Source organism: Flavisolibacter ginsenosidimutans (genome assembly GCF_007970805.1).
In the GTDB taxonomy this organism is placed as follows: Bacteria; Bacteroidota; Bacteroidia; order Chitinophagales; family Chitinophagaceae; genus Flavisolibacter; species Flavisolibacter ginsenosidimutans.
Genome location: NZ_CP042433.1, coordinates 148,297 through 172,302 on the forward strand (window position 1 = coordinate 148,297; position 24,006 = coordinate 172,302).

Consider the following 24,006-nt stretch of genomic DNA (forward strand, 5'->3'; position numbering starts at 1 on the left):
TCTTTGCCGTAATTAAAAAACAAACAAGAAAAATCAATCAGAAAAATGCTTCCCGCTAACCGTTTAAAAATTGCTTTTGTGTTGCTTGCGGCATCGCTTGTGATGAGCAGCAAAGCGCAGGAAAAGAACTACGTTGCGCTGGTCAATCCGTTTATTGGCACGGGCGGTCACGGCCACACGTACCCCGGTGCAACAATGCCGTTCGGCATGGTGCAGTTGAGCCCCGATACACGTTTGAAAGGCTGGGACGGTTGCAGCGGTTATCATTACAGCGACAGCGCCATCTACGGTTTTTCGCACACGCATTTGAACGGAACCGGTATTGAAGATTACTGCGATGTTTTATTGCAACCCACAACCGGCGCATACAAATGGAGCAGCGAGGATTACAAATCATCCTTTTCGCACAAAACCGAAAAGGCATCTGCTGGTTATTACAGTGTGAGGTTGGACAAGTACAACGTTGACGTAGAACTCACGGCTACGTTGCGCACTGGCTTGCACAAATACACCTTCCCCGCTGGCACCAAAGATGGCAATGTGTTGCTCGATCTTTTGCACCACGACATTGTGTTGGATTCCTGGTTGGAAAAAAAAGATGACCACACACTCATTGGCATGCGCCAATCACGCAGTTGGGCGAACAAGCAAACTTTGTTTTTTGCGATTCGTTTTTCTAAACCTATCGGCAAATACACCGTGGCCTTGAATGAAGAAGAAAAAGGTGCTTTGCAAAAAGCGGAAGGCCGCAACATCAAAGCCTATTCAACTTTTGACGTGAGCGACGGCAAACCCTTGCTGGTGCAGGTTGCCATCAGCGGCGTAAGTGCCGAAGGAGCGTTGAAGAATTTGGAAGCAGAAAACGCAGATTTTGATTTTGAATCAACCTTAAAAAAAGCCACTGCCGTCTGGAACAAAGAGCTTGGTAAAATAGGTGTAGAAGGCGGAACGAAAGACGAACAGACCGTTTTTTATACGGCGCTTTATCACGCTTCCATCAACCCGAATCTGTACACCGATGTGGATGGACAATTTCGAGGCACCGACGATAAAATTCACACGGCAAACGGGTTTACAAACTATTCTGTGTTCTCTCTTTGGGATACGCACCGCGCTTTTCATCCCTTGCAAACAATCATCAATCAAAAACGAACCGCTGATTGGATCAACACGTTTTTAGTGCAGGACGAATACGGCGGCATGTTGCCCGTGTGGGAACTCAGCGCCAACGAAACCTTTTGCATGATCGGTTATCATTCCGTGCCGGTGATTGTGGACGCCTACCAAAAAAACATTCGCGGCTTTGATGCAAAAAAGGCATTGGCGGCCATGCGGCGTTATGCGGAAAGCAATCGTTTTGGCTTGCCGTTTTATATGTCCAACGGTTTTATCAGCAACGACAAAGAACCCGAAAGCGTTTCCAAAACGCTGGAATATGCGTTTGATGATTGGTGTATTGCACAAATGGCAAAATGGACCGGCGATGAACAAACCTACGTGCAATATTTGCAAAGAGCACAGAACTACAAAAACATTTTCGATCCGTCAACAAGCCACATGCGCGGCAAACTGGGTGCGATGTGGTACAGTCCATTTGATCCGCGGGAGATCAACCATTTTTACACCGAAGGCAATTCCTGGCAATACAGTTTTACTGCGCAACAAGACATCGCAGGGCTGATAAAACTTTACGGCGGCAAACAAAAATTTGCAGCGAAGTTGAACGAATTGTTTACCACCGTTTCCAAAACCACGGGCCGCGACCAAGCCGATGTAACGGGCTTGATCGGGCAGTACGCACAAGGAAACGAACCCAGTCATCACATGGCTTATTTGTTCAACTTTGTGGGGCAGCCCTGGCAAACGCAATCCTATCTCCATAAAATTTTCAGCGAGTTTTACAAGAACGCACCGGATGGTTTAATTGGCAACGAAGACTGCGGGCAGATGAGCGCCTGGTACATCTTAAGTTCGATGGGTTTTTATTCCGTAACACCCGGCAGCGGACAATACATTTTGGGCACGCCGGTCTTTGATAAAGTGACCATTCATTTGGAAAACGGAAAGCAGTTTGTGATCAGCGCAAAGCGCAACAAACCTTCTGATTTTTACGTGCAATCGGTAACGCTCAACGGCAAGCCGCACAGTCAATCTTATTTTCTGCACACGGACATTATGCAAGGCGGTGAATTGAAATTTAACCTCGGTGCAAAACCAAACAAGATTTGGGGCACGGCAGATAAAGATTTGCCGCGAACAAAAATTGACGAGCATTTAATTACGCCGGTGCCTTACTTCACGGGCAACGATAAAAAGTTTAAAGGTCAAACGTCTGTTGAAATAAAATCCATTGAACCCGGCGCAGTCATTTATTATGCGGTAACGCCGCTGCACGGCGAAAGCACAAACGCCTTTTTTCAACAATACAGTGCGCCGCTGCAACTCACGCAATCATCTACCGTTTATGCTTATGCGGTGAAGGCCGGAACGCAAAGCAAAACCATCGTGCAGGATTTTTACAAGTTGCCGGAAGACAAAACCGTGAACGTGTTGAGCAAGGTGAATTCGCTGTACACGGCCGGCGGGCCTGATGCTTTGATTGACGGCGTTGTTGGCGAAGCCAATTACCGCACCGGCGAATGGCAAAGCTACGAGGGCACCGACTTTGAAGCCGTCGTTGACTTGAAACAGAGCAAGCCAATTACTTACGTTGGCGCTCATTTTTTGCAGGACGTCGGTAGTTGGATTTGGATGCCGAAAAGCGTCGGCTTTGAAGCGAGCAACGACGGAAAAACCTTTACGCCGTTGGGCGAAGTGAAAAATGAAATCAGTGATAAAGACTACACGCCATCCGTAAAAGAATTTGGATTGCCCGTGCAAACCACCGCACGTTTCATTCGTGTGAAAGCAATCAATTACGGAAAAATACCCGACTGGCATCCGGGCAAGGGCGGCAACGCACACATTTTCGTGGACGAAATTCTTGTTCGATAAATTTTGTGGTTCAATTTCTCAATCGAGTTTTATGAAGCGATTCTTTTTTTTCATCGTTGCGTTATCAGCAAGCGTCAGTTCGTTTGCACAGGCCAACGTCAACGCTGATTCTATTCGGGCCAAAATGCAATGGTTTGCTGATGCGAAACTGGGCATCTTTATTCACTGGGGCATGTATTCGGTAAACGGCATTGGCGAAAGTTGGAGCTTTCACAACAAGGAAATCAGTTATCCCGATTACCTGAAGCAGATGAAAGGATTCACCGCTTCAAAATACAATCCCGATGACTGGGCGAAGCTGATAAAAGAAAGCGGCGCACGGTACGCTGTAATCACCACCAAGCATCACGACGGAATGGCTTTATGGCCCACGAAACAGGATCATTTAAACGTCGTAAAAAACACACCGGCAAAAAGAGACTTGCTTCAGCCATTCTACAAAGCACTGGACAAGCAAGGCATCAAACGCGGCGCTTATTTTTCGCTCATTGATTGGAGCCATCCCGACTATCCCGGCTTTTTAAAAGACAGCAATCGTTATAAAGTTTCTGATGATCCTGCGAGGTGGAAACGTTTTCAAACGTTCTTTCAATCGCAAATTAATGAAATCAACACGGCTTATCATCCGGCCTTGTGGTGGTTCGACGGCGATTGGGAACACAGCGCCGAAGAATGGCAAAGCGAAAAAGTTCGTACCGAAATTTTGCGGCAAAATCCTTCGGCCATCATCAACGGACGCCTGCAAGGCTACGGCGATTACGAAACGCCGGAACAAAATTTTCCGGTGAGTCGACCGAAGTTTAACTGGTGGGAGTTGTGCATGACCGTCAACAACAGTTGGGGTTATCAACCCAAAGACACGGCCTGGAAAACGCCGTTTGAAATCATCACCATTTTTGCCGATGTTGTTAGCAATGGCGGCAATCTTTTGCTCGACATCGGGCCGAAAGAAGACGGCACCATTCCGCAGCCGGAAGTGCATGTTTTAGAAGAACTCGGCAAGTGGAACAAGAAGCACGAAGAAGCCATTTTCGGCTCCATTCCCGGCTTGCCGCAAGGTCATTTTTACGGGCCCACAACCTTATCGAAAGACTCGTCAACACTTTATCTTTTTCTGCCCGGCGGCGCCACCGGCGACGTGATGGTGAAAGGTTTGAGCAGCGCCGTTAAAGACGTTCAGGTACTCGGCACGCAGCAACATCTTCAACCGAAAATCGTGGGCAAAATTTCGTGGAGTCCCGTGCCGGGCCTTGTGTTCATCAACGTGCCGGAAAAAACAAAAGACCCGTACATGACCGTATTGAAACTAACACTCGACGGACCTGTAAAATTGTACCGCGGCCACGGTGGATTGAACTAAGTTCAGAACGAACGATTCTTTACAAAGCAAACAAAAATGACAGAGAGGTTTATCGCATCGTCGGGATTTCTATTGCTGATGCTCGCAGCTTGTTCGCCGCAAAAAAATATCAGCGAAAACTATCCGGCGAAATACAATTCCGTCCTCATTGCACCAACCGATACGGAAAAAGAAATCATTCGAAAAGCCGCCAACGTTGTGCCTACGCCGCGGCAACTTCGGTGGCAGGCCCTGGAACTTACCGGCTTTTTTCACTTCGGTATTAACACGTTTACCAATCGCGAGTGGGGCGATGGGAAAGAAGACCCCAAGCTCTTTAATCCAACACAATTGGATGCCCTGCAGTGGGTGCGAACCGCAAAAGACGCAGGCATCAAGCAAGTTATTCTCACCGCAAAACACCACGACGGCTTTTGTCTTTGGCCTACCAAAACAACAGAGCATTCCGTAAAAAACAGTCCTTGGAAAGGCGGTAAGGGCGATGCGGTAAAAGAAGTGGCCGAAGCCTGTAAAAAAGAAGGCATTGGCTTTGGCATTTACCTCTCGCCCTGGGATAGAAATTCTTCGGTTTACGGCACCGACGCGTATAATGATTTTTTTGCGCAACAATTAACCGAACTGTTGACGAATTACGGCCGCGTTGATGAAGTATGGTTTGACGGCGCCAACGGCGAAGGACCAAACGGGAAAAAACAGGTCTATGATTTTGGGCGTTGGTACAAGTTGATTCGTCGGTTGCAACCGCAGGCTGTTATTGCCATCATGGGTCCCGATGTGCGCTGGGTGGGAACGGAAACAGGACAAGGACGTGAACAGGAGTGGAGCGTGGTGCCGGCAAACAATTTAGACCCGCAAGCGGTAGCTGAAAATTCGCAAAAAGGCATTGCCTTTAAACCGCAAGGTGACATGCGCGGAAGTGACCTTGGGAGCCGCGAAAAAATATTACAGGCAAAAGGATTGGTTTGGTATCCCGCCGAAACCGACGTGTCCATCCGGCCGGGTTGGTTTTACCACGAAAGCGAAGACAGCAAGGTGAAAACGCCGCGGCAACTCACCGGCATTTATTTAAATTCAGTAGGAAGAAACGGTGTGTTATTGCTCAATATTCCGCCCGACAAAAGAGGATTGATCAACGAAAACGACGCAAGGAACTTACTTGAATGGAAACGCCTTCGCGATGAAATTTTTTCGGTGAACCTTGCAAAAGACGCATCGCTGTACGCGGCAAACGGAGAGAACCTGAAAGCATTGGTTGATGAAAAAGACGACACGCATTTTACCACAACCGGTACCGACACGACAACAACAATCGAAATAAGTTTTAAAGCGCCGCAGACCGTTAACGTGCTGGCTTTGCAAGAGAATATTCGCGAGGGGCAACGCATCGAAAGCTTTGTGCTGGAATACTGGAACGGAAACGAATGGAAAAAAGCAACCGAAGGAACAACCGTTGGTTACAAACGGCTCATGCGCTTTGCTTCCGTAACCACAAACAAACTACGCCTGCGCATCTTGTCATCAAGGCTCAATCCCTTTCTTGCCGAACTGGCTTTGTACAACGCACCAACTGAAAAATAAATCGGCTTACACTTTATGACGAACCGTTTTCACAACAACAAAAAACGTCTTTTCTTTTTTCTATTGTTTCTTGTTTGCAAGCCTTCGTTTGCGCAGCTTGCGCCAGCGCCGCCTATGGGCTGGATGACCTGGAATTATTTTGCTGATAAGATCAACGAAAAAGACATTCGCGAAATGGCCGATGCCATGGAGGCCTCCGGCATGGTAAAAGCCGGTTACCGTTACATCATGATTGACGACGGCTGGCAGGGCGGAAGAGACAACAAAAACAACATCATTCCCGATCCCAAAAAATTTCCGTCGGGCATAAAAGCACTTGCTGACTACGTTCATGCGAAGGGGATAAAACTGGGCATCTATTCCGATGCCGCGCAACTGACCTGTGCGGGTTACACGGCAAGTCTTGGCTTCGAAGAGCAGGACGCCAAAACCTTCGCGTCCTGGAGCATTGATTATTTGAAATACGATTATTGCCACGCACCACCGGATTCGGCGACGGCAAAAATTCGCTACAAAAAAATGGCCGATGCCCTGCGCAAAAGCGGTCGGGAAATTGTTTTCAGCATTTGCGAATGGGGCGAACGCAAACCCTGGCTTTGGGCCGCCAATGCCGGCGGACAACTGTGGCGCACTACCGGCGACGTGCGGGACAAATGGAAAAGAAGAACGACCGAAAAATGGGGCGAAGGCATCATGGACATTCTGGACGTGAACGCCGAATTAAGCGCTTATGCGGGACCCGGTCGTTGGAATGATCCGGACATGTTGGTGGTGGGTTTGTACGGAAAAAAAGGCCCTTCGGGAGACGGCGGCGGTACCGGCTGCAGCGATGTGGAATACGTAAGCCAAATGAGTTTGTGGAGCATGATGGCTGCGCCGTTAGTGGCCACCAACGACGTGCGCAACATGAACGAATCCACGAAAAATATTTTGCTGAACGAAGAAGTCATCGCGATAAATCAGGATGCCTTGGGCAAACAAGCCGAACGAAAAATAAAAGACAGTATTTGGAACGTGTTTGTGAAGCCGCTTGCAAACGGTGATTACGCCGTTGCCGTTTTAAACCGCAGCGATGTTCCGAAAACAACCTCGGTTGATTTCAAGGCATTGGGTTTAGAGCACAAATACACGGTAAGAGACTTGTGGCAGCACAAAGACTTCGGCAAAGCAAAAAGCTGGAAGGGAACAGTGCAAAGCCACGAAACAAAAGTTTTCCGCTTGAGAAAAAGCTGAGGTTTTGTTCTTCGTTCGTAAGAGTTTGCGAAGCTTTGACGAAGAAAACAACGCAACGAATTCTGCTCAATCGTTTGCGCAAGGATTCGGCTTTCATTGTATGTAAGTTGCTGCATCAATCAGAAACCGTTTTAACGACGACATCCTCACCGTCATCAAACGATGGTAAAAAAGAAAATCATCCTTCTCTTTTTTTTATTTGCGGCAACCGCTGGTTTGCTTGCACAACCGGGTGTGCAATTAAAGTTTGATGCACCGGCCGTGCATTTCACGCAATCGCTTCCCCTGGGCAACGGCCGCCTTGGCGCAATGGTGTTTGGCGGTGTGAACAAAGAACGGATTGTTCTTAACGAAATTTCAATGTGGTCCGGTGGCGTGGAAGACCCGAACCGGAACGACGCACACGAATACCTTCAGCCCATTCAGCAATTGCTCAAAGACGAGAAGAACAAAGAAGCGCAGGAACTGTTGCAAAAACATTTTGTGGCTGCGGGCAAAGGTTCGGGAAACGGCAACGGAAAGAAGGTAAAGTTTGGTTGTTATCAAATACTCTCTGACTTGTTTCTCACCTGGCACGACACGACCGGTGCGGTTTCGGATTACAAAAGAATCTTGCAAATTGACAAAGCGCTGGCTACAACCTCGTGGAAGCGCAACGGCGTGTTGTACAAAGAAGAAGTTTTTGTTTCCGCACCGCAACAAGCAATTGTTATTCATCTTACAGCAAGCAAAAGCAAGTCCCTTTCATTTGATCTTGCCTTAAACCGAAAAGAAGCCGCTTCTATCGTTTCGTCGAACAACAGCATCACCCTTACCGGGCAATTGGACGGAGGCGGTGGTGACAAGGGAATCAAATTCGCTGCGTATGCAAAACTTCTTTCTATTGATGGAAAAATAAATGTTTCCGGTAACGGCTTGCAACTGAAAGACGCCTCTGAGTGCACGATCATCATCAGTGCCGCAACAGACTTGAACTGGCCCAATGTTGAAACACGCGGACCCGAACCTTTGCCCGAGGCGATGAAATACGCAAACGTTGCGGGCCGTCTTTCTTACGACAAACTTTTAGAAAACCACCTTGCTGATTTTGATTCTTATTTCAATCGCTGCCGTATAAAATTTACAACAGCACAAGACGATTCCATCAACGAACTTACCACTGCGCAACGTTTGGTGCGTTGTGCAAAAGGTGCAAGCGACGCAACGCTGCCCGAACTCTATTTTAATTTCGGTAGGTATCTGCTCATTTCAAGTTCTCGTCCAGGCGGCCTGCCCGCCAATTTGCAAGGGCTCTGGGCCGAAGAATACCAAACGCCCTGGAACGGTGATTATCATTTGAATATTAATGTGCAAATGAATTACTGGCCGGCGGAAAAAACCAATTTAGCGGACTGTCATCAACCTTTGATCAACTTCACAAAACAACTGGTAAAGCCCGGAGAAAAAACAGCCAAAGCTTATTACAATGCGAACGGCTGGGTGGCACACGTCATCAGCAATCCCTGGAAATTTACGGCGCCGGGTGAAGGCGCGGAATGGGGATCAACACTAACAGGCGGCGCCTGGCTTTGTGAACATTTGTGGCAACATTATTTGTACAATCCTGACAAAAAATATTTGCAGCAGATATATCCTGTGCTCAAAGGCGCTGCACAATTTTATATAAGCATTTTAATTACCGATCCGAAAACGGGATGGTTCGTTACGGCACCTTCTAATTCACCTGAAAATACTTACATCACCAAAGACGGTTTTAAAGGGCAAACAACGATGGGTCCGACGATGGACATGCAGATTGGAAGAGAGTTGTTGTCAAACACCGTTGAAGCTGCAAGCCTGTTAAACGTTGATGCTGCGTTTCGCGATTCATTGCAAAAAATAAAAGCGCAGTTGGCGCCAAATCAGATCAGCCCGTCAACCGGCGGCGTGCAGGAATGGATTCGCGATTACGGTGAAGCCGAACCGCAACACCGCCACGTTTCGCATTTGTACGGTCTGTATCCGTATGATGAAATAAACGAAAACGATACGCCGCAAATGACCGCTGCCGCAAAGAAAACTTTGTTGCGCCGCGGCGACGAAGGCACGGGTTGGTCAAGAGCGTGGAAGATGGCTTTTTGGGCAAGACTCGGCGACGGCGATCATGCGCTGAAAGTTTTTAAGGGCTTGTTGCAACCGGCTTTTACAACAGACAGCGTGTACAAAATGAAAGGCGCGGGAACCTATCCTAACCTGTTTTGTGCGCATCCGCCGTTCCAGATTGACGGCAACTTTGGCTCAACAGCAGCCATTGCAGAAATGTTGTTGCAAAGCAATGGAAAGAATAATGTTATCCGCTTTTTACCGGCCCTGCCTTCTTCAAAAGAATGGAGCAGCGGCAGTGCAAAAGGCCTTTGCGCACCCAACGGTTTTGCGCTAAGTTTTAACTGGCGCAACGGCAACGTAAACAGCGCCGTCATGCTTTCAAAAGCAGGCGCCGATTGTTACGTTCAATTGCCGGAAGGTTTGAAGGTGTTTGATGCGAAAGGACGAAGAATAATCGTCAAAAATGTGACCGACGAGACCGTGATGTTTGCAACAAAAATTGGTGAACAATATTTTCTGAAATAAAACAAGCACGCCATGAAAAAAGCAGGATGGTTATTTCTTGCCATGCTTCCTTTGACTCTGTTTGCACAACAAGTCAGCATCATTCCGCAACCCGTAAGTCTTCAGTTGAACGAGGGTAAATTTTTATTGGACAAAAACACAGCCCTTGTTTACAACGCGGCCAATAAAGATTTGAAAGCCGCTGCCGGTTTCTTCTCTTCAACCATTAAAAACCTTTCGGGAATCAGCTTGCCGCAAAACGGCAAAGCAAAAAAGATCATCCAATTAAGGCTTGCGAAAACAGAGGGCATCGGCAACGAAGGTTATCTATTAAACGTGACGCCTTCTTCGGTTTTGATAACGGCCAACACAAAAGCGGGCCTTGTGTACGCCATGCAAACTTTGTTTCAAACCCTGCCCGCCGTTCGCACCAACGCAGCCTTGCAAATATCGGCCATGCACGTAAAAGATTATCCCCGTTTCAAGTGGAGAGGAATGCATTTGGACGTAAGCCGTCATTTCTTTTCGCCTGATTTGGTGAAGCAATACATTGACCTGATGGCGCTGTATAAATTCAACACCTTTCACTGGCATTTAACGGACGACCAGGGCTGGCGCATCGAGATAAAAAAATACCCGAAGCTGACCGAAGTGGGCGCCTGGCGTGTGGATGAAAACAACAACGTGTGGGGTCAAAGGCCGCAGGCCAAAGAAGGCGAAGCGCCAACCTACGGTGGCTACTACACACAGGAACAAATTAAAGACGTTGTGGCTTACGCGGCACAACGCAACATTACAATTGTGCCCGAACTGGACGTGCCCGGACACAGCGCGGCGGCCATTGCTTCCTATCCTTTTTTAAGTTGCACACAACAGCCGCAACTGCCCATGACCGGTGGCAATTATACCGGCATATCGTCCAACCTTTGTCCGGGCAACGACAGCGTATTCACATTTTTGCAGGATGTGTACAGTGAAGTCATCAATCTTTTTCCATCAAAATACATTCACGTAGGCGGCGACGAGGTTGACAAAACACCGTGGAAACTTTGCCCGAAATGCCAGGCAAGAATCAAAGCCGAAGCCCTGAAGAACGAAGAAGAATTGCAGAGTTATTTTATCAAGCGAATGGAAAAATTCATCGTTAGCAAACACCGCAAGATGATTGGCTGGGATGAAATTTTGGAAGGCGGTTTGGCGCCCGAAGCAATGGTAATGAGTTGGCGCGGCGAAGCCGGTGGCATTGCGGCGGCAAAGATGAATCACGACGTGGTGATGACGCCGGGCAATCCGGTTTACTTCGATCATTACCAGGGAGATCCCGCAACGGAGCCTTTGGCCATCGGTGGTTTTAACACGTTAAAAAAAGTGTACGATTACGAACCATTGCCGAAAGAATTAACGGAAGCCGAAGCAAAATACATATTGGGTGCGCAGGCCAATCTCTGGGCCGAATACATCACCACGCCGTCGCATGTTTTGTACATGGTGTTGCCGCGCATGTTGGCCTTAAGCGAAGTGGTTTGGAGTCCGAAAGAAGCAAGGGACTGGAACGGTTTCAACCAACGTTTGCAAGCGCATTTCAAAGCCTTTGATCAAAAAGAATTGCCGTACAGCAAAGGCAATTTTAAAGTGGAGATAAAGCCTTCTTCGCAAAGCGGGCAATTGTTTATAACGCTTTCTACCGAAGCTTACAAAGGCGATGTGTATTACACAACCGACGGCACGCAGCCAAGCTTGCAAAGCCGCAAATACAACGAGCCCATTCGAATTGATTCGTCGTTGACGTTGAAAGCCATCACGGTTGTTGACGGAAAAATTATGAGTGTGCTTCCGGCGCAGCAATCTTTTGAGATGCACAAGGCCGTCGGGAAAAATGTGAGCTATACAAATCCTGTCAGCCGTTATTACATGGCTGATGGTCCCAACTCGTTAACCGACGGCGTGCGGGGCACGACGGCCGTGGGCAAGTACTGGCACGGCTTCAGCGGAAAAGATTTGATTGCGACAATAGACCTTGGCGATGAGAAAAATATTCACAGCGTATCACTGGGTTGTTTGCAAGCTTACCGCGACTGGATCATGATGCCGCAATGGGTGAAATTTGAAGCGTCGAACGACGGTCAAAATTTTACCGAACTAAAAACCGTGCAGAACAATGTTTCGGTGAACGAGCAAGCGGCAACCGTGAACGATTTTGTTGCTGATTTTCCCGAACGCAAAGCAAGATTTATTCGCGTTACGGCCAAGGTTCTCGATGCATTGCCCAAAGGGCATTCCGGCGAAGGAAAGCCTGCGTGGATTTTTGCGGACGAAATCGTGGTGAACTGATTATTTTATTTTTTTCAATGCCGAGGCTTTGTGTGCGGCAATGTGATCGGTTTTATCGCTTTTAATTTCGTACTGCGGGTCATCTTTCGTGGCGTGATGCGTGTAGCCTTTGTAGGGGAAGTCAGCCGTATGAACTTTTATAATTGTTCCCGAGACAAGGCCCGCTTCTGAGTTCCATGTCACGTGATCGCCAACTTTAAATTTTTGGGCCATAACAACGAGTTTATAAAATGAATTTTAAAAGAGTCCTCCTGCAAACTTCAGTCAAAATTTTGTTGGTAACGCTTGACCTGTTTTTCTGCGCTGTGCTTTTTGCGCAAAGAGACACAATCAATGTCAATAATGCCTGGCAGTTTGTTGTTGATAAAAAAGCGGAAGGCTTTAATGAAAGATGGTTTGCTACAACGCTTCCTAATGCAAGCGTCGTTCGTTTACCGCACACCTGGAACGTTGAAGAGGAGGTTCAAAATCATTATGGGTGGGGATGGTATCAAAGAAAAATTTTCGTACCGAAAAATTGGAGGAACAAGAATGTAGTGATGGAGTTTGACGCTGTCAATCACACGTCTTTCATCTACGTCAATGGAAATAAAGTTGCCGAAAATACTGGCGACGGCTTCAACAAGTTTTACGTTAACCTGAATGACAAAATCAACTATGGCAAAGACAATATTCTCACCGTTGCCGTGAACAACGATTACGGCAAGAACAAAGTTCCCTTTGGTTCTTCGTTTGATTGGCCAAACGACGGCGGCATCATTCGCCCGGCAAAGTTGATTATAAGTGATAAACCTTCGGCAGCATACATTCACGCAACGCCTGTTTTAAATATTGCAAACAACGAAGGACAATTAAAAATTAAACTTGGTTTTGGCGCAGAGAGCCCATTGGAATTGAACGTTGTCATCACCGAAGAAAACCAACACACAAAGGATATTGTCTTCAACAAAACAATGACACCGCAATGGAAAAGCGGTGAAGCCTTCGTTGGTTTTTCTCTCGCCAACCTGCATCCCTGGCATTTTGATTTTCCCAACCTCTACCGCATTGACGTTACGGTTTTGAAGAACAAAAAAGCCGTTGATAAAATTTCAACCAACGTCGGTTTTCGCGAAGTGAAGTTTGTAAACGGGCAAACCTTCTTAAACGGCGAAAGAGTAAAATTGATGGGTGTGGAATGGACAGCGGGTTCTAATCCGGATTACGGTTTTGCGGAACCCGATTCAATCATTGTTGCGATGGGAAAGCTGATGAAAAATGTAAACTGCATTTTCAGCCGTCAGCACTTTCAGCAAGGCGATGTGTTCTATGATTTCTGCGATCGCAATGGAATTTTGGTGCAGCAGGAAGTTCCGTTATGGGGACACGAAACATCGGCCAACGATACGGTGCGAAACATTGCCATGAGGCAATTGGAAACGATGGTCAACAATTTATACAACCATCCAAGCATCTTTTCCTGGGGCGTGGGAAATGAGTTGCGTGCAAGAGATGGCGATATGAAAAGACTGATTGCCGATTTGTTGAAACGTTCAAGAGAATTGGACCCTTCAAGAAACACGGCTTACGTGAGCAATACGCTTACACAAGGATTTTACAACAATCCAAAATTTGTTCCCGATGCAGCAGCGGACGGCGATTACCTGATGATGAACGAATACGGCGGCAGTTGGTGGAATATCCCGGTTGCCAAAATTGGAATGTATCTCGACAGCGTTCACGCAAGCTATCCGGGCAAACCTTTTTTTATTTCGGAATTCGGTTTGTGCGAACCCAATTTCAAAGGCGGTGATGAAAGAAGAGTGGAAGATTTAATTTACCACATGAGCCTTTACGAGAGCAAGCCTTATGTTGAAGGCGCTATTTATTTTGACCTGACCGATTACCGTACGCACTATCCCGGCACAACGGAAAACAACAAATACAGAAGAAGGGTTCACGGCGTGTACGACATGTACGGCAATCCAAAACCCTCCATGAAAGTGTTGCGTGAACTTTCCTCGCCGGTAGAAGTTCAAACAGTCAACCAATGGAAGAACGGGAAATTAAGTGTGCTTATTTTTGGAAGTGTGGGCTTGCCGCAGCATACGGTAAAGGGATACAAAATGTATGTAAGCGATAAAGAAGAAAATTATTTGTCAACAAAGGCTTATGCAGTTCCTGATTTAAAGCCCGGGGAAAAAACCTACGTGGAAGCGGATGATCTTTACAAGGGCAAAGGCATTGTTACGGTCGTGCGGCCAAACGGTTACGTTGTTTCTCAAAAATCATTTTATTGGTCGGAAAAAGATCAATAGTGTTTTGCGGTTATTTCAATTGGGTGACATCGAATACAATAACGTTTAAAAATTAAAACATGAAAGCGTTGAGATGTCTAATTGCGTCTTTTTTTCTCGTCGCCACAATCGTTTGCGCGGCACAAAAGCGTCCCAACATTCTCATCATTGTTTCCGACGATCATGCCTACCAGGCCATCAGCGCTTACGGAAATAAAATGGTTCAAACACCTTCCATTGACCGCATTGCGAACGAGGGTGTGTTGTTCAAAAAGGCTTACGTCACCAATTCAATTTGCGGGCCCAGCCGCGCCGTGATTTTAACCGGCAAATACAGCCACAAAAACGGCTTTAAGGATAATGAACACTCAAGCTTCGACGGTTCGCAAAATACCTTCATTAAAGAACTGACAAAGAGCGGCTATCAAACCGCGTGGATCGGCAAATGGCACCTTGAAACGGCGCCGCAGGGTTTTACATACTGGCAAGTGCTTCCGGGGCAAGGCCAGTACTACAATCCCGACTTCATCATGATGGACAGCAGCAAGAAACGAATCGAAGGCTACGCAACAAACATCATTGAAAACCTTGCGGAAGATTGGCTAAACAAAAGAGATACGGCAAAACCTTTCTGTCTCGTCATTGGTCACAAAGCCACGCACAGAACATGGATTCCCGACACGGCGGACATGGGACGATTTGACAACGTCACGTTTCCGTTACCCAAAAATTTTTACGACGATTATGCCGGAAGACAAGCCGCGGCCGTACAGGACATGACCGTGGCCAAAACCATGCTTCTTGGCTATGATCTGAAAATGTTTGACAGCGAAGAAGCGGAAAATAAGGAAGGCAGCATCAAGCGAATGAACGCAGCACAGCGGGCAAAATTTGATGCCTATTACGGCCCGATCACAGCAGATTTCAAAACACGTAATTTATCCGGCAAGGCGCTTACCGAATGGAAATTCCAACGCTACATGCGTGATTATTTAAGCACTGCGGCTTCGTTGGATCGCAACATTGGACGAACGCTGGATTATTTGGATCAGCACAACTTAACGGACAACACCGTTGTGATTTATGTTTCCGACCAAGGATTTTTTTTAGGGGAGCACGGATGGTTTGACAAGCGGTGGATGTACGAAGAATCGTTTCGCACACCGATGGCGATGCGTTATCCGGGAGTGATTAAGCCGGGAACGGCAAACAAAAATTTTGTGATGAACCTTGACATTGCACCAACGGTGCTCGACGCCGCCAGTGTGAAGATTCCGGGCGATATGCAAGGGCGGTCCTTTCTGCCGCTGTTGAAAAACAAAAAAGCAGAGGGAAGAGAAGCAATGTATTATCACTATTACGAGAACGGCGAGCATTCGGTTTCGCCACAGTTTGGCATTCGCACAAAACGGTACAAGCTCATTCGTTTTTACGAAAGGGTAAACGATTGGGAGTTGTACGATCTGAAAAAAGACAAGCGTGAAATGCACAACGTGTACGGAAAGAAAGGATATGAAAGGCTTACGGCAGAACTAATGAAGCAATTGAACGGCTTGATTGACGAATACGGGGATAATGATGCGAAAGCAATATTGCAACAGGTGAAGGTTGCTGGTGATAAAAAAGCGTTTTGAGGCTTGTTTTCAATACGACACGTGAATTGAACAAACAGTTGCGCAGGATTTACCGAACGGCTCCAATCTATTTTATACCTCTCGCCTCTCAACGTTTCAAACGAGTGTACAATATGATTTTTAAGACCAAAACCCTTTTGCCATTTTATTGCCTTTGCATTTTTTGTGCGATCGTTCTTCCGGCTCGTGCCCAAAAAACTTCTTCAAAGCCCAACATTATTTTCATTCTTACCGATGACTTGGGCTACGGCGACATTGGCGTGTTTTTTCAAAACGGAAGAAAGAATTCAGGCGACCGCTCAAAGCCTTATGAACTGACGCCGCACATTGATCAACTGGCAAAGAATGGCGCGCAGTTTACACAACAGTATTGCAATGCGCCGGTTTGCGCTCCGTCGCGGGCATCGCTGTTGACGGGTGTAAACCAGGGCAACGCTCATGTTCGGGACAACCAGTTTGACAAAGCGCTGGAAAATAATCACACCGTTGCCACTGTTTTAAAGCAGGCGGGGTATGCCACCGTTGCCGTCGGCAAATGGGGATTGCAGGGAGCAAAAGAAGAGGCTCCCAACTGGCCCGCACATCCGTTGAAACGCGGTTTTGATCATTACTTCGGCTACATGCGTCACAGAGACGGGCACGAGCATTATCCTGTCGAAGGAGTGTACCGCGGTAAAAAAGAAGTGTGGGAAGATTATACAAACGTTGGGGACAAATTGAACAAATGTTACACAACCGACTTGTGGACAGCTTATGCAAAAAAATGGATCGTTGATCACGAAAAGAGTAACAACGCGGAACCTTTTTTTATGTATCTGGCTTATGATGCGCCGCACGCTGTTTTGGAATTGCCAACACAATCCTATCCCAAAGGCGGCGGTTTAAAGGGCGGGCTTCAATGGTTGAACGAACCGGCGCACATGATCAATACGGCGTCGGGCACTGTTGATTCCTATGTGTATCCTGAATATGCGGCTGCAACCTATGACAACGATCAGAATTCAGCCACTTCAGAAGTTCCCTGGCCCGATACCTACAAACGTTATGCAACCGCAACAAAAAGAATTGATGATGCCGTTGGCGATGTGTTGCAGTTGTTGAAAGACCTTAAAATTGATAACAACACGCTGGTTGTTTTTACGTCCGACAACGGGCCTTCCATTGAATCGTATTTGCCGGCATCTTATGTTCCCAATCAGCCCACTTTTTTTAGCAGTTACGGGCCTTTTGACGGCATTAAAAGGGATTGTTGGGAAGGCGGCGTTCGCATGCCCACCATTGCATCGTGGCCCGGTCACATTGCTGCGGGAAAAACAATCAACGCGCCGTCCATTTTGTCCGACTGGTTGGCAACTTTTGCCGATGCGGCAAACCTTCCCACACCTGCCCGCACGGATGGCGTTTCGCTGCTTCCATCTTTAACCGGCAAAGGCAAACAGGAAAATTCATTGGTCTATGTAGAATATTTTGAAGAAGGAAAAACTCCAGGCTTTAAAGAGTTTGAGCCATCACGAAGAGGAAGAAAAAGAGACCAGATGCAACTCATTCGAATGAACGATTTGGTCGGCGTTCGGTACGGCATCAAATCGGCCGGCGATGCTTTTGAAATTTATGATGTGGTGAAAGACCCGAAGCAAACAAAAAATTTGTCTTCCCTGCCCGGCTTCGGTAAGATAGAAACGCAAATGAAAGCAAAAGTGTTGCAGTTAAGACGTGCCGATTCGGAAGCCAGCCGCCCGTATGATGATGCGCTTGTTCCGGAAACAACGGTAAATAAAAAGTTGGTCAGAGGCTTGCGCTGGGAGTTTTTTGAAGGAGATTTTCCTTATGTGATTTCAGGAAAAGGAAGGAAGCCGCAAAGCTCTGGAACAACCAATGCCATCAACGGAACAGAAGGCGATAACAAAAAGGGAATGGTTTTATACGAAGCGTGCATTCAAGTGCCTTCGGATGGCAAATACAATTTTTCATTTCAAGTTCAGGGTAAGGCTTTTGTTCGCTTGCACGAAGCAAGTTTGTTTGATGCAGACTTCGGCTATGTGTCAAATACGGCATTAACGCAGGATGCGTATTTGAAAAAAGGATTTCATCCCCTGACAGTTTATTTGTTGAAGGAGCCGGATCAAAAAAACCACATTGTGCTTCTGTGGAAAAAAGATGGATCAACGGAATGGAAGGAAACAGGTGCTCATGATTTTTATCACTGATCATCAACAGAAATTATAACGAAGAAAAAAAACTTTTTCTAACGATTCCCGGCAACGGCCGACCGTGTGCCTACCGTGTTTGTCGAGAATCACCGTGTCATTGGCCTTGATACGGCTGATCCGATTGCGGCGAATTACGAAAAACAAATTGGTAACGAGCCAGCCCAAAGTTTCAAATGCTTTGATTTGCCAGATGGATTTGCTGTCCTTTTCTAAATTGTTTCAACAAAAGATTCCTGCCGGCGAAGCAATGGACAGTGAGAATATTTGGGAGGCACTGACGGGAAAAGCAAACAAAGGACGTTCGGTGTTGGTACAGCAAGGCGGGCACTTTCCGTTGTAAAAGATAATTGGTGTTGTAAAAGATAATTGGAAATACATTGAACCAAACCACGGAGCGGCATTCCAGAAACTAACCGGAACTGAAACAGGAAACTCGCCTTCACCTCAATTGTTTGATCTTTCAAATGATGTTGGTGAGAAAAATAATCTGGCAGAAAAATATCCGGCAAAAGTGAAGACGCTTCAAAATTTGCTTCAACAGATCAAGGCAAAGAGCCGCAATGAAAAAGAATTTATGTTGTGATGAATGCGACAATCCGGAAGTAATCCGGTTTTTGCGCCGGCCAGTGTTTCCGGACAATTTGTCAACAACTTTATCCAATTTCTCCGGTTGCGCCGTGCCGCAGAACGGTTCGTTCAAATCAATGGCAACGTGAACGAAGCCGTTTTTCAGGTGGGCATTGCCGGGACAAAATATTTTCGAAAACAGTTTTCGGCCTTTTTGGAAGGAACACTTCCGGTTATATTAAAAGATACGAGCCTGTATTTTCAAAGGATTTTACCGTAAACAAAAACTTACAAACACCGGGCAAATAATAATCGTTGCTTTCCTGGTTAAACAGGAATGAGGGTGGTTTCTGTTTGAAAAAAAGTGGAATTGCCGAATTTACCCCCCTTATTTTGAGAATGCCCCCCACGTTCTTAGCTGCTGGTCGGCCTATCTTGGTGCTGAAATCGTAAACCGCAAATTGCCTGGCTGCCTGATGGAAACCGTCCGGGTTTAAATGTAAGAAAGCAAAGCCTGCCTTCTCGCCAACAGCGGTTTCATTTAAAAACAGAAACGCTTGCTCATGAAAAAAATCTCGCTTCTAACCGATGCACTCCCGCTTGTCATTCGGTCTTTTTGGCATCTCCATTTTTTAAATCTTCAACAAGCTTGAAAACGAGAACCTAAATTACTCCTGCTATCTAACCAGCTTTAATATCTCAGTATGAAATTGATTGCTACACTTCTGTTCTTCCCCGGCCTCTTTTTAGCCATTGGTCAGGGCGCAAAAGCGCAGACGGCGAAGGACACGGCCGTTATTGACCTGACGCGTTCCAAGACCGCGGAACTCATTTACACGTCGGTGCCGGCTAATTTAACCACGGCTTCGCACGACGAAGTTTACAACGCCGACCTGATTAAATCACCGGTAACTACTTTTCGCAATGCGCTTAGCGGACGACTGGCTGGATTGTACACCCTTCAGTCATCCGGCCTGCCCGGTTCGGACGGCGCTTCGCTAACGCTGCGCGGCCAGTCGCCATTGATCCTGATTGACGGCGTAGTGGCCAATCTTACCGCCTTTGATCTGGAAGAAATTGAATCGGTGACGGTGTTAAAAGACGCAATGGCAACGGCCATGCTGGGCGTGAGAGGGGCACACGGCGCCATATTAATTACCACCCGCAAGGGTAAAGCCGCCAAGCAACAGATTTCTTTTACCGTGCAAACTGCCGTGCAAAAGCCGCTTGCTTTTCCAAAAACGTTGGGCGCTTACGACTATGCACGGCTGCACAACGAGGCGCTGCGAAACGACGGTATTGACAGCCTGAATTCGGGCCTGTATTATTCTTCCACGGCGCTTGACGCTTACAGGAACGGCACGGACCCGTACAATTACCCGGATGTAAACTTTCGCGATGCTATTACCAATAATACCTCGCTGCTTAGCCGGTACACACTTTCTGCCAGCGGCGGCAATCAAACGGCCCGCTATTTTGTTTCGCTGGAACACGTCAATCAAACCGGCTTTTTTAAAACCGTAGACAGCAACAGCTACAACACCAATAATACGTACAAGAGTTACGTCATTCGTTCCAATATTGATGTGAACATCACACCCAAGCTTACCGGCGGCATTTATTTGTTGGGACGCATTTTAAACTCAAACGAACCCGGTGCAACTACCAATACCATTCTTTCCAATTTGCTGAATACACCCGCAAACGCTTATCCTTTGTTGAATCCAAACGGCAGCTTTGGCGGAACGCAACTTTATCAAAACAACATCCTGGCGCAAACCATTGGCTCGGGTTATCGCCAGCGTTATTTCCGCGATGTGCTGGTAAATGTTTATCTCCAACGAAAGCTCGACGACCTTCTTCCGGGTTTGTGGATGAAAACGAAAGTGGCCTTCTATTCTACCCTGGCCGAAGACGTTGTGCGCAACAAATCCTTTGCGGTCTTTCAACAGGCGGGCACTGCTTACACGCAATTCGGAACCAACGGTACGCAGGCCAACAGCAGCGGCATTGCCTACCAGGGCCGTAACGATTACGAAGAATTTAGCCTTGGCTACGACAAGGATTTTAAAAACGGCGATGCACTGAATGTGTTGCTGCTGGCCAACCGCGATAATTCTACAAACGGTTCAGATCTTCCTTATACTGTCAGCGGCGGTTCGGGGCGAGCGGCTTACAGCATTAAGGGAAAATATTTGATTGAAGGAGCGTTTGACTTCAACGGTTCTAATCGCTATCCGCCAGATGGCAATACAAAGCGTGGCTTTTTCCCTTCTGTTGGCTTGGGCTGGAACCTTTCGCAGGAGAACTTTATGAAGACCGTATCCTTTGTATCGAACCTTCGGTTATACGGTTCTTATGGTAAAGTTGGCTGGGACAATGCGGGCTACTTTGTTTATTATCCTCGCTTTTACGACGGGCCTTCGGCCATCTTTGGCACAGGCGCTGGCGGCGTTACCACCATCACCGAAGGCACACTTCCCAATACGAACATCACGTGGGAAAAAGCAGCCAAGTTAAACCTTGGCCTCAACGGTTCTGCTATCAACAATCATCTTTCGTTCACGGTAGAATATTTCAGAAACAAGTATTACGATTTGCTGCAACAACGTGGCCGCAACAGCACCCTGATTGGCAACGATTATCCTGATGAAAACATCGGGCAAAACCGCTACACGGGCTATGAAGTAAAGCTTGGCTGGCAGCAAACGGTGAAGGAACTGCAATATTTCGTGGCGTTGAATGGGTCGAGCGTTGGCAGCAAGGTGCTGTTTGCAGATGAAGTGGCAAAACCTTACGACTGGATGAAGCAAACAGGTCAGCCGGTTGGGCAGGCCTTTGGCTATGTTGCCAATGGATTGTTTCAGTCGCAGGCGGAGATTAGCAGCAGCGCCACAACGGTTGGTTACAAACCCCAGCCCGGCGACATCAAGTACAAAGACTTGAACGGTGATGGCGTTATCAACCAGTATGATGTTATCGCAATCGGCACAACAAAGCCCTTGTTTTTTTACGGTGCATCTTTCGGTATAAGCTTTAAAGGATTTGACCTTAGCGCTTTGGTGCAGGGCGTGCAAAACCGCAACGTTTATTTAAGCGGAAGCAGCTACTGGGCCTTTCAAAACAGCGGCACAGGCCAAGCCTACAGCAACAATTTAAACCGGTGGACACCGGCAACTGCCACCACTGCAAGCTATCCGCGATTGAGTTACGGCGCCAACTCAAACAACGATGCCGTTTCATCTTTCTGGATGAAGAACGGTAACTACCTGCGGCTGAAGAACACCGAAATTGGTTATTCATTTCCCGCGGCTGTCATTGGAAAAATACGCCTGCAAACGGTGCGCATTTTTGCCAACGGCTACAACCTCTTCACACATGCGTCCTCCGAACTTGACGGCCGCGATCCCGAGGCATATTCAGGCGGCTATCCTGTGCAGAAGCTATTCAATTTCGGCATCAACATTAAATTTTAAGATTGCAGCAATATGAAAAAGACAACGATTTTTTTCCTCATACTCACAACTAGTTTGGTGGTTATTGTTGCTTCGTCGTGCCGCAAATACGAGGAGCAACCGAAGGACTGGTTCACGTCCGACCTCACCTTTGATTCGCTTGACCGGAACGGCGTGGTTGCGGGTTACGATCTGAACAATATTTACACTTACATCCCCGATGGCTTTAACCGCGTTGACGGTGATTTTTTAGACGACGCAGCCGGCGAGGCTTTGCCTTCGCGTTACAATACATCGGTGGAGAATTTTTTGAAAGGAACCGTTACCGTACTCAATAATCCCGATGCGTACTGGGGCAACAGTTATTACGGCATTCGCCGCGCCAATATTTTTTTAAAGAGCATTGACCGCGTACCCATTGCCGCACAAACCAAGCAATACTACAAGTCGGAAGCACGGTTTCTCCGCGCCTTTTTTTACTGGGAATTGTTGAAGCGCTACGGCGGCGTGCCTTTGCTGGGCGATACGGTTTTAAGCACCACCGAAAACATTGAATTGCCCCGCGCAAGCTTTGCACAAACGGTTGATTACATCGTAAGCGAATGCACCGCCATGAAAGACAGCATGCGGCCTGACCCGGTGTCAACATCCGATTGGGGACGTGCTTCGAAAGGCGCGGCCGTTGCGCTGAAATGCCGCGTGTTGTTGTATGCAGCAAGTCCGCTTTTTAATGGCGGCGGCATTGAAACAGATCCAACAAAAAAAGCCCTGACCGGCTATCCAACCTACGACGCTGCACGCTGGCAAAAAGTGGTGGATGCCGTTACCGAATTCAACGCTCTGGGCACGTATTATAAATTGGTCACAAGCGGTTCGCCAACGGCTTTCGCTTCGGTGTTTACCACCAAAATGAGTTCGGAAATCATCTTTGCCAAACAAGTATCCAATAATTCATCACTTGAAGTAAGCCAGTCGCCGGTTGGTTACGTGGTGTCCAATACAAGAAGCCTGGGGTTAACAAGTCCCACGCAAAATTTTGTTGATGCCTTTCCGATGGCAAACGGTTTGAGCATTAGCGAAACCGGTTCGGGCTACAACGCTGCCACGCCTTATACGGGCCGCGATCCGCGCCTGGCGGCCACTGTTTTTTACAACGGATATACCTGGCTTGGCCGCGCCGTGCAAACCTTTAACGGTGGTTTGGACAAGCCCGATAACCCGGCTGTGGCGCCGGTGCAAACAAGAACCGGTTATTACCTGAGCAAATTTCTTGGCAACTTCGGCGGCAGCACGGCGTTCAGCAGTCAAAGCCACAATTTTCCCATCTTTCGTTACGCTGAAATCCTGTTGAATTATGCTGAAGCGTTGAATGAATTGGGACAAGTAGAAAGTGCCGTTACGCAAATTAAAACGCTGCGTGCAAGAGCAGGCATCGCTGCGGGCACCAACAGCCGGTACGGCATCAAGGCAAGCATTACGCAAACCGAAATGCGCACACTCGTTCAAAACGAACGGCGCATTGAGCTGGCTTTTGAAGAACACCGGTTCTGGGACATTCGCCGCTGGAAGATTGCCGATCAGGTTTTGTCAACACCGCTGACCGGTGTAAGAATCACGGCAGGCACAACGCCAACTTACCAATCCATACTGGTCATGACGCCGGCATTTCCCGCACGGCTTTATCACATGCCCATTCCGTACGACGAGATCACAAAAAATTCAAAGCTCATTCAAAACGAGGGCTGGTAATTCATTCCAAAACGAAGTAAAAGCTTATAC

The 24,006-nt window shown here is 47.3% G+C and carries 13 protein-coding genes; 12 read left to right on the forward strand and 1 reads right to left on the reverse strand.

Annotated elements, in window-relative coordinates; all coding sequences use genetic code 11:
• Window positions 1-45 precede the first annotated feature (45 nt).
• From FSB75_RS00480 to FSB75_RS00505, 6 genes are all read left to right on the forward strand, one after another.
• Complete coding sequence (locus FSB75_RS00480) at window positions 46-2,994, forward strand: GH92 family glycosyl hydrolase (protein WP_146781357.1); 2,949 nt, start codon at window positions 46-48, stop codon at window positions 2,992-2,994.
• 31 nt (window positions 2,995-3,025) lie between these two features.
• Entirely contained in the window at window positions 3,026-4,354 is a 1,329-nt protein-coding gene (locus FSB75_RS00485) for an alpha-L-fucosidase (RefSeq protein WP_146781359.1), read from the forward strand.
• A 36-nt stretch (window positions 4,355-4,390) separates the two neighbouring features.
• Window positions 4,391-5,932: an alpha-L-fucosidase gene (locus FSB75_RS00490; RefSeq protein WP_146781361.1), complete on the forward strand. Its 1,542-nt coding sequence runs from the start codon at window positions 4,391-4,393 to the stop codon at window positions 5,930-5,932.
• 15 nt (window positions 5,933-5,947) lie between these two features.
• Window positions 5,948-7,165, forward strand: a complete 1,218-nt coding sequence (locus FSB75_RS00495) for a glycoside hydrolase family 27 protein (protein WP_146781363.1) — start codon at window positions 5,948-5,950, stop codon at window positions 7,163-7,165.
• Between the two features lie 162 nt (window positions 7,166-7,327).
• Window positions 7,328-9,775, forward strand: a complete 2,448-nt coding sequence (locus tag FSB75_RS00500) for a glycoside hydrolase family 95 protein (protein ID WP_146781365.1) — start codon at window positions 7,328-7,330, stop codon at window positions 9,773-9,775.
• Between the two features lie 12 nt (window positions 9,776-9,787).
• Window positions 9,788-12,085, forward strand: coding sequence for a glycoside hydrolase family 20 protein (locus FSB75_RS00505; RefSeq protein WP_146781367.1), 2,298 nt, complete (start codon window positions 9,788-9,790; stop codon window positions 12,083-12,085).
• On the opposite strand, the gene FSB75_RS00510 is transcribed toward FSB75_RS00505, so the two are convergent.
• Entirely contained in the window at window positions 12,086-12,298 is a 213-nt protein-coding gene (locus FSB75_RS00510; RefSeq protein ID WP_146781369.1) for a hypervirulence associated TUDOR domain-containing protein, read from the reverse strand.
• Window positions 12,299-12,315: 17 nt separating this feature from the next.
• On the opposite strand from FSB75_RS00510, the gene FSB75_RS00515 reads away from it, so the two are divergent.
• From FSB75_RS00515 to FSB75_RS00540, 6 genes are all read left to right on the forward strand, one after another.
• A complete protein-coding gene (locus tag FSB75_RS00515) occupies window positions 12,316-14,382 on the forward strand; it encodes a glycoside hydrolase family 2 protein (RefSeq protein WP_146781371.1) in 2,067 nt (688 codons plus the stop codon).
• A 59-nt stretch (window positions 14,383-14,441) separates the two neighbouring features.
• On the forward strand, window positions 14,442-15,995 hold the full coding sequence (locus FSB75_RS00520) for a sulfatase family protein (RefSeq protein ID WP_146781373.1): 1,554 nt from the start codon (window positions 14,442-14,444) through the stop codon (window positions 15,993-15,995).
• A 113-nt stretch (window positions 15,996-16,108) separates the two neighbouring features.
• Window positions 16,109-18,202, forward strand: a complete 2,094-nt coding sequence (locus tag FSB75_RS00525; RefSeq protein ID WP_146781375.1) for an arylsulfatase — start codon at window positions 16,109-16,111, stop codon at window positions 18,200-18,202.
• 193 nt (window positions 18,203-18,395) lie between these two features.
• On the forward strand, window positions 18,396-18,545 hold the full coding sequence (locus tag FSB75_RS21715) for a hypothetical protein (protein ID WP_172623023.1): 150 nt from the start codon (window positions 18,396-18,398) through the stop codon (window positions 18,543-18,545).
• Window positions 18,546-19,476: 931 nt separating this feature from the next.
• Entirely contained in the window at window positions 19,477-22,248 is a 2,772-nt protein-coding gene (locus FSB75_RS00535) for a SusC/RagA family TonB-linked outer membrane protein (protein WP_146781377.1), read from the forward strand.
• Between the two features lie 12 nt (window positions 22,249-22,260).
• On the forward strand, window positions 22,261-23,976 hold the full coding sequence (locus tag FSB75_RS00540; RefSeq protein WP_146781379.1) for a RagB/SusD family nutrient uptake outer membrane protein: 1,716 nt from the start codon (window positions 22,261-22,263) through the stop codon (window positions 23,974-23,976).
• The last annotated feature ends 30 nt before the right edge of the window (window positions 23,977-24,006 follow it).

Excerpts from the sequence above, each read along its gene's own strand:
- FSB75_RS00480 (WP_146781357.1), top strand. The coding sequence starts at position 46 with ATGCTTCCCGCTAACCGTTTAAAAATTGCTTTTGTGTTGCTTGCGGCA.
- FSB75_RS00485 (WP_146781359.1), top strand. The coding sequence starts at position 3,026 with ATGAAGCGATTCTTTTTTTTCATCGTTGCGTTATCAGCAAGCGTCAGT.
- FSB75_RS00490 (WP_146781361.1), top strand. The coding sequence starts at position 4,391 with ATGACAGAGAGGTTTATCGCATCGTCGGGATTTCTATTGCTGATGCTC.
- FSB75_RS00495 (WP_146781363.1), top strand. The coding sequence starts at position 5,948 with ATGACGAACCGTTTTCACAACAACAAAAAACGTCTTTTCTTTTTTCTA.
- FSB75_RS00500 (WP_146781365.1), top strand. The coding sequence starts at position 7,328 with ATGGTAAAAAAGAAAATCATCCTTCTCTTTTTTTTATTTGCGGCAACC.
- FSB75_RS00505 (WP_146781367.1), top strand. The coding sequence starts at position 9,788 with ATGAAAAAAGCAGGATGGTTATTTCTTGCCATGCTTCCTTTGACTCTG.
- FSB75_RS00510 (WP_146781369.1), bottom strand. The coding sequence starts at position 12,298 with ATGGCCCAAAAATTTAAAGTTGGCGATCACGTGACATGGAACTCAGAA.
- FSB75_RS00515 (WP_146781371.1), top strand. The coding sequence starts at position 12,316 with ATGAATTTTAAAAGAGTCCTCCTGCAAACTTCAGTCAAAATTTTGTTG.
- FSB75_RS00520 (WP_146781373.1), top strand. The coding sequence starts at position 14,442 with ATGAAAGCGTTGAGATGTCTAATTGCGTCTTTTTTTCTCGTCGCCACA.
- FSB75_RS00525 (WP_146781375.1), top strand. The coding sequence starts at position 16,109 with ATGATTTTTAAGACCAAAACCCTTTTGCCATTTTATTGCCTTTGCATT.
- FSB75_RS21715 (WP_172623023.1), top strand. The coding sequence starts at position 18,396 with ATGGATTTGCTGTCCTTTTCTAAATTGTTTCAACAAAAGATTCCTGCC.
- FSB75_RS00535 (WP_146781377.1), top strand. The coding sequence starts at position 19,477 with ATGAAATTGATTGCTACACTTCTGTTCTTCCCCGGCCTCTTTTTAGCC.
- FSB75_RS00540 (WP_146781379.1), top strand. The coding sequence starts at position 22,261 with ATGAAAAAGACAACGATTTTTTTCCTCATACTCACAACTAGTTTGGTG.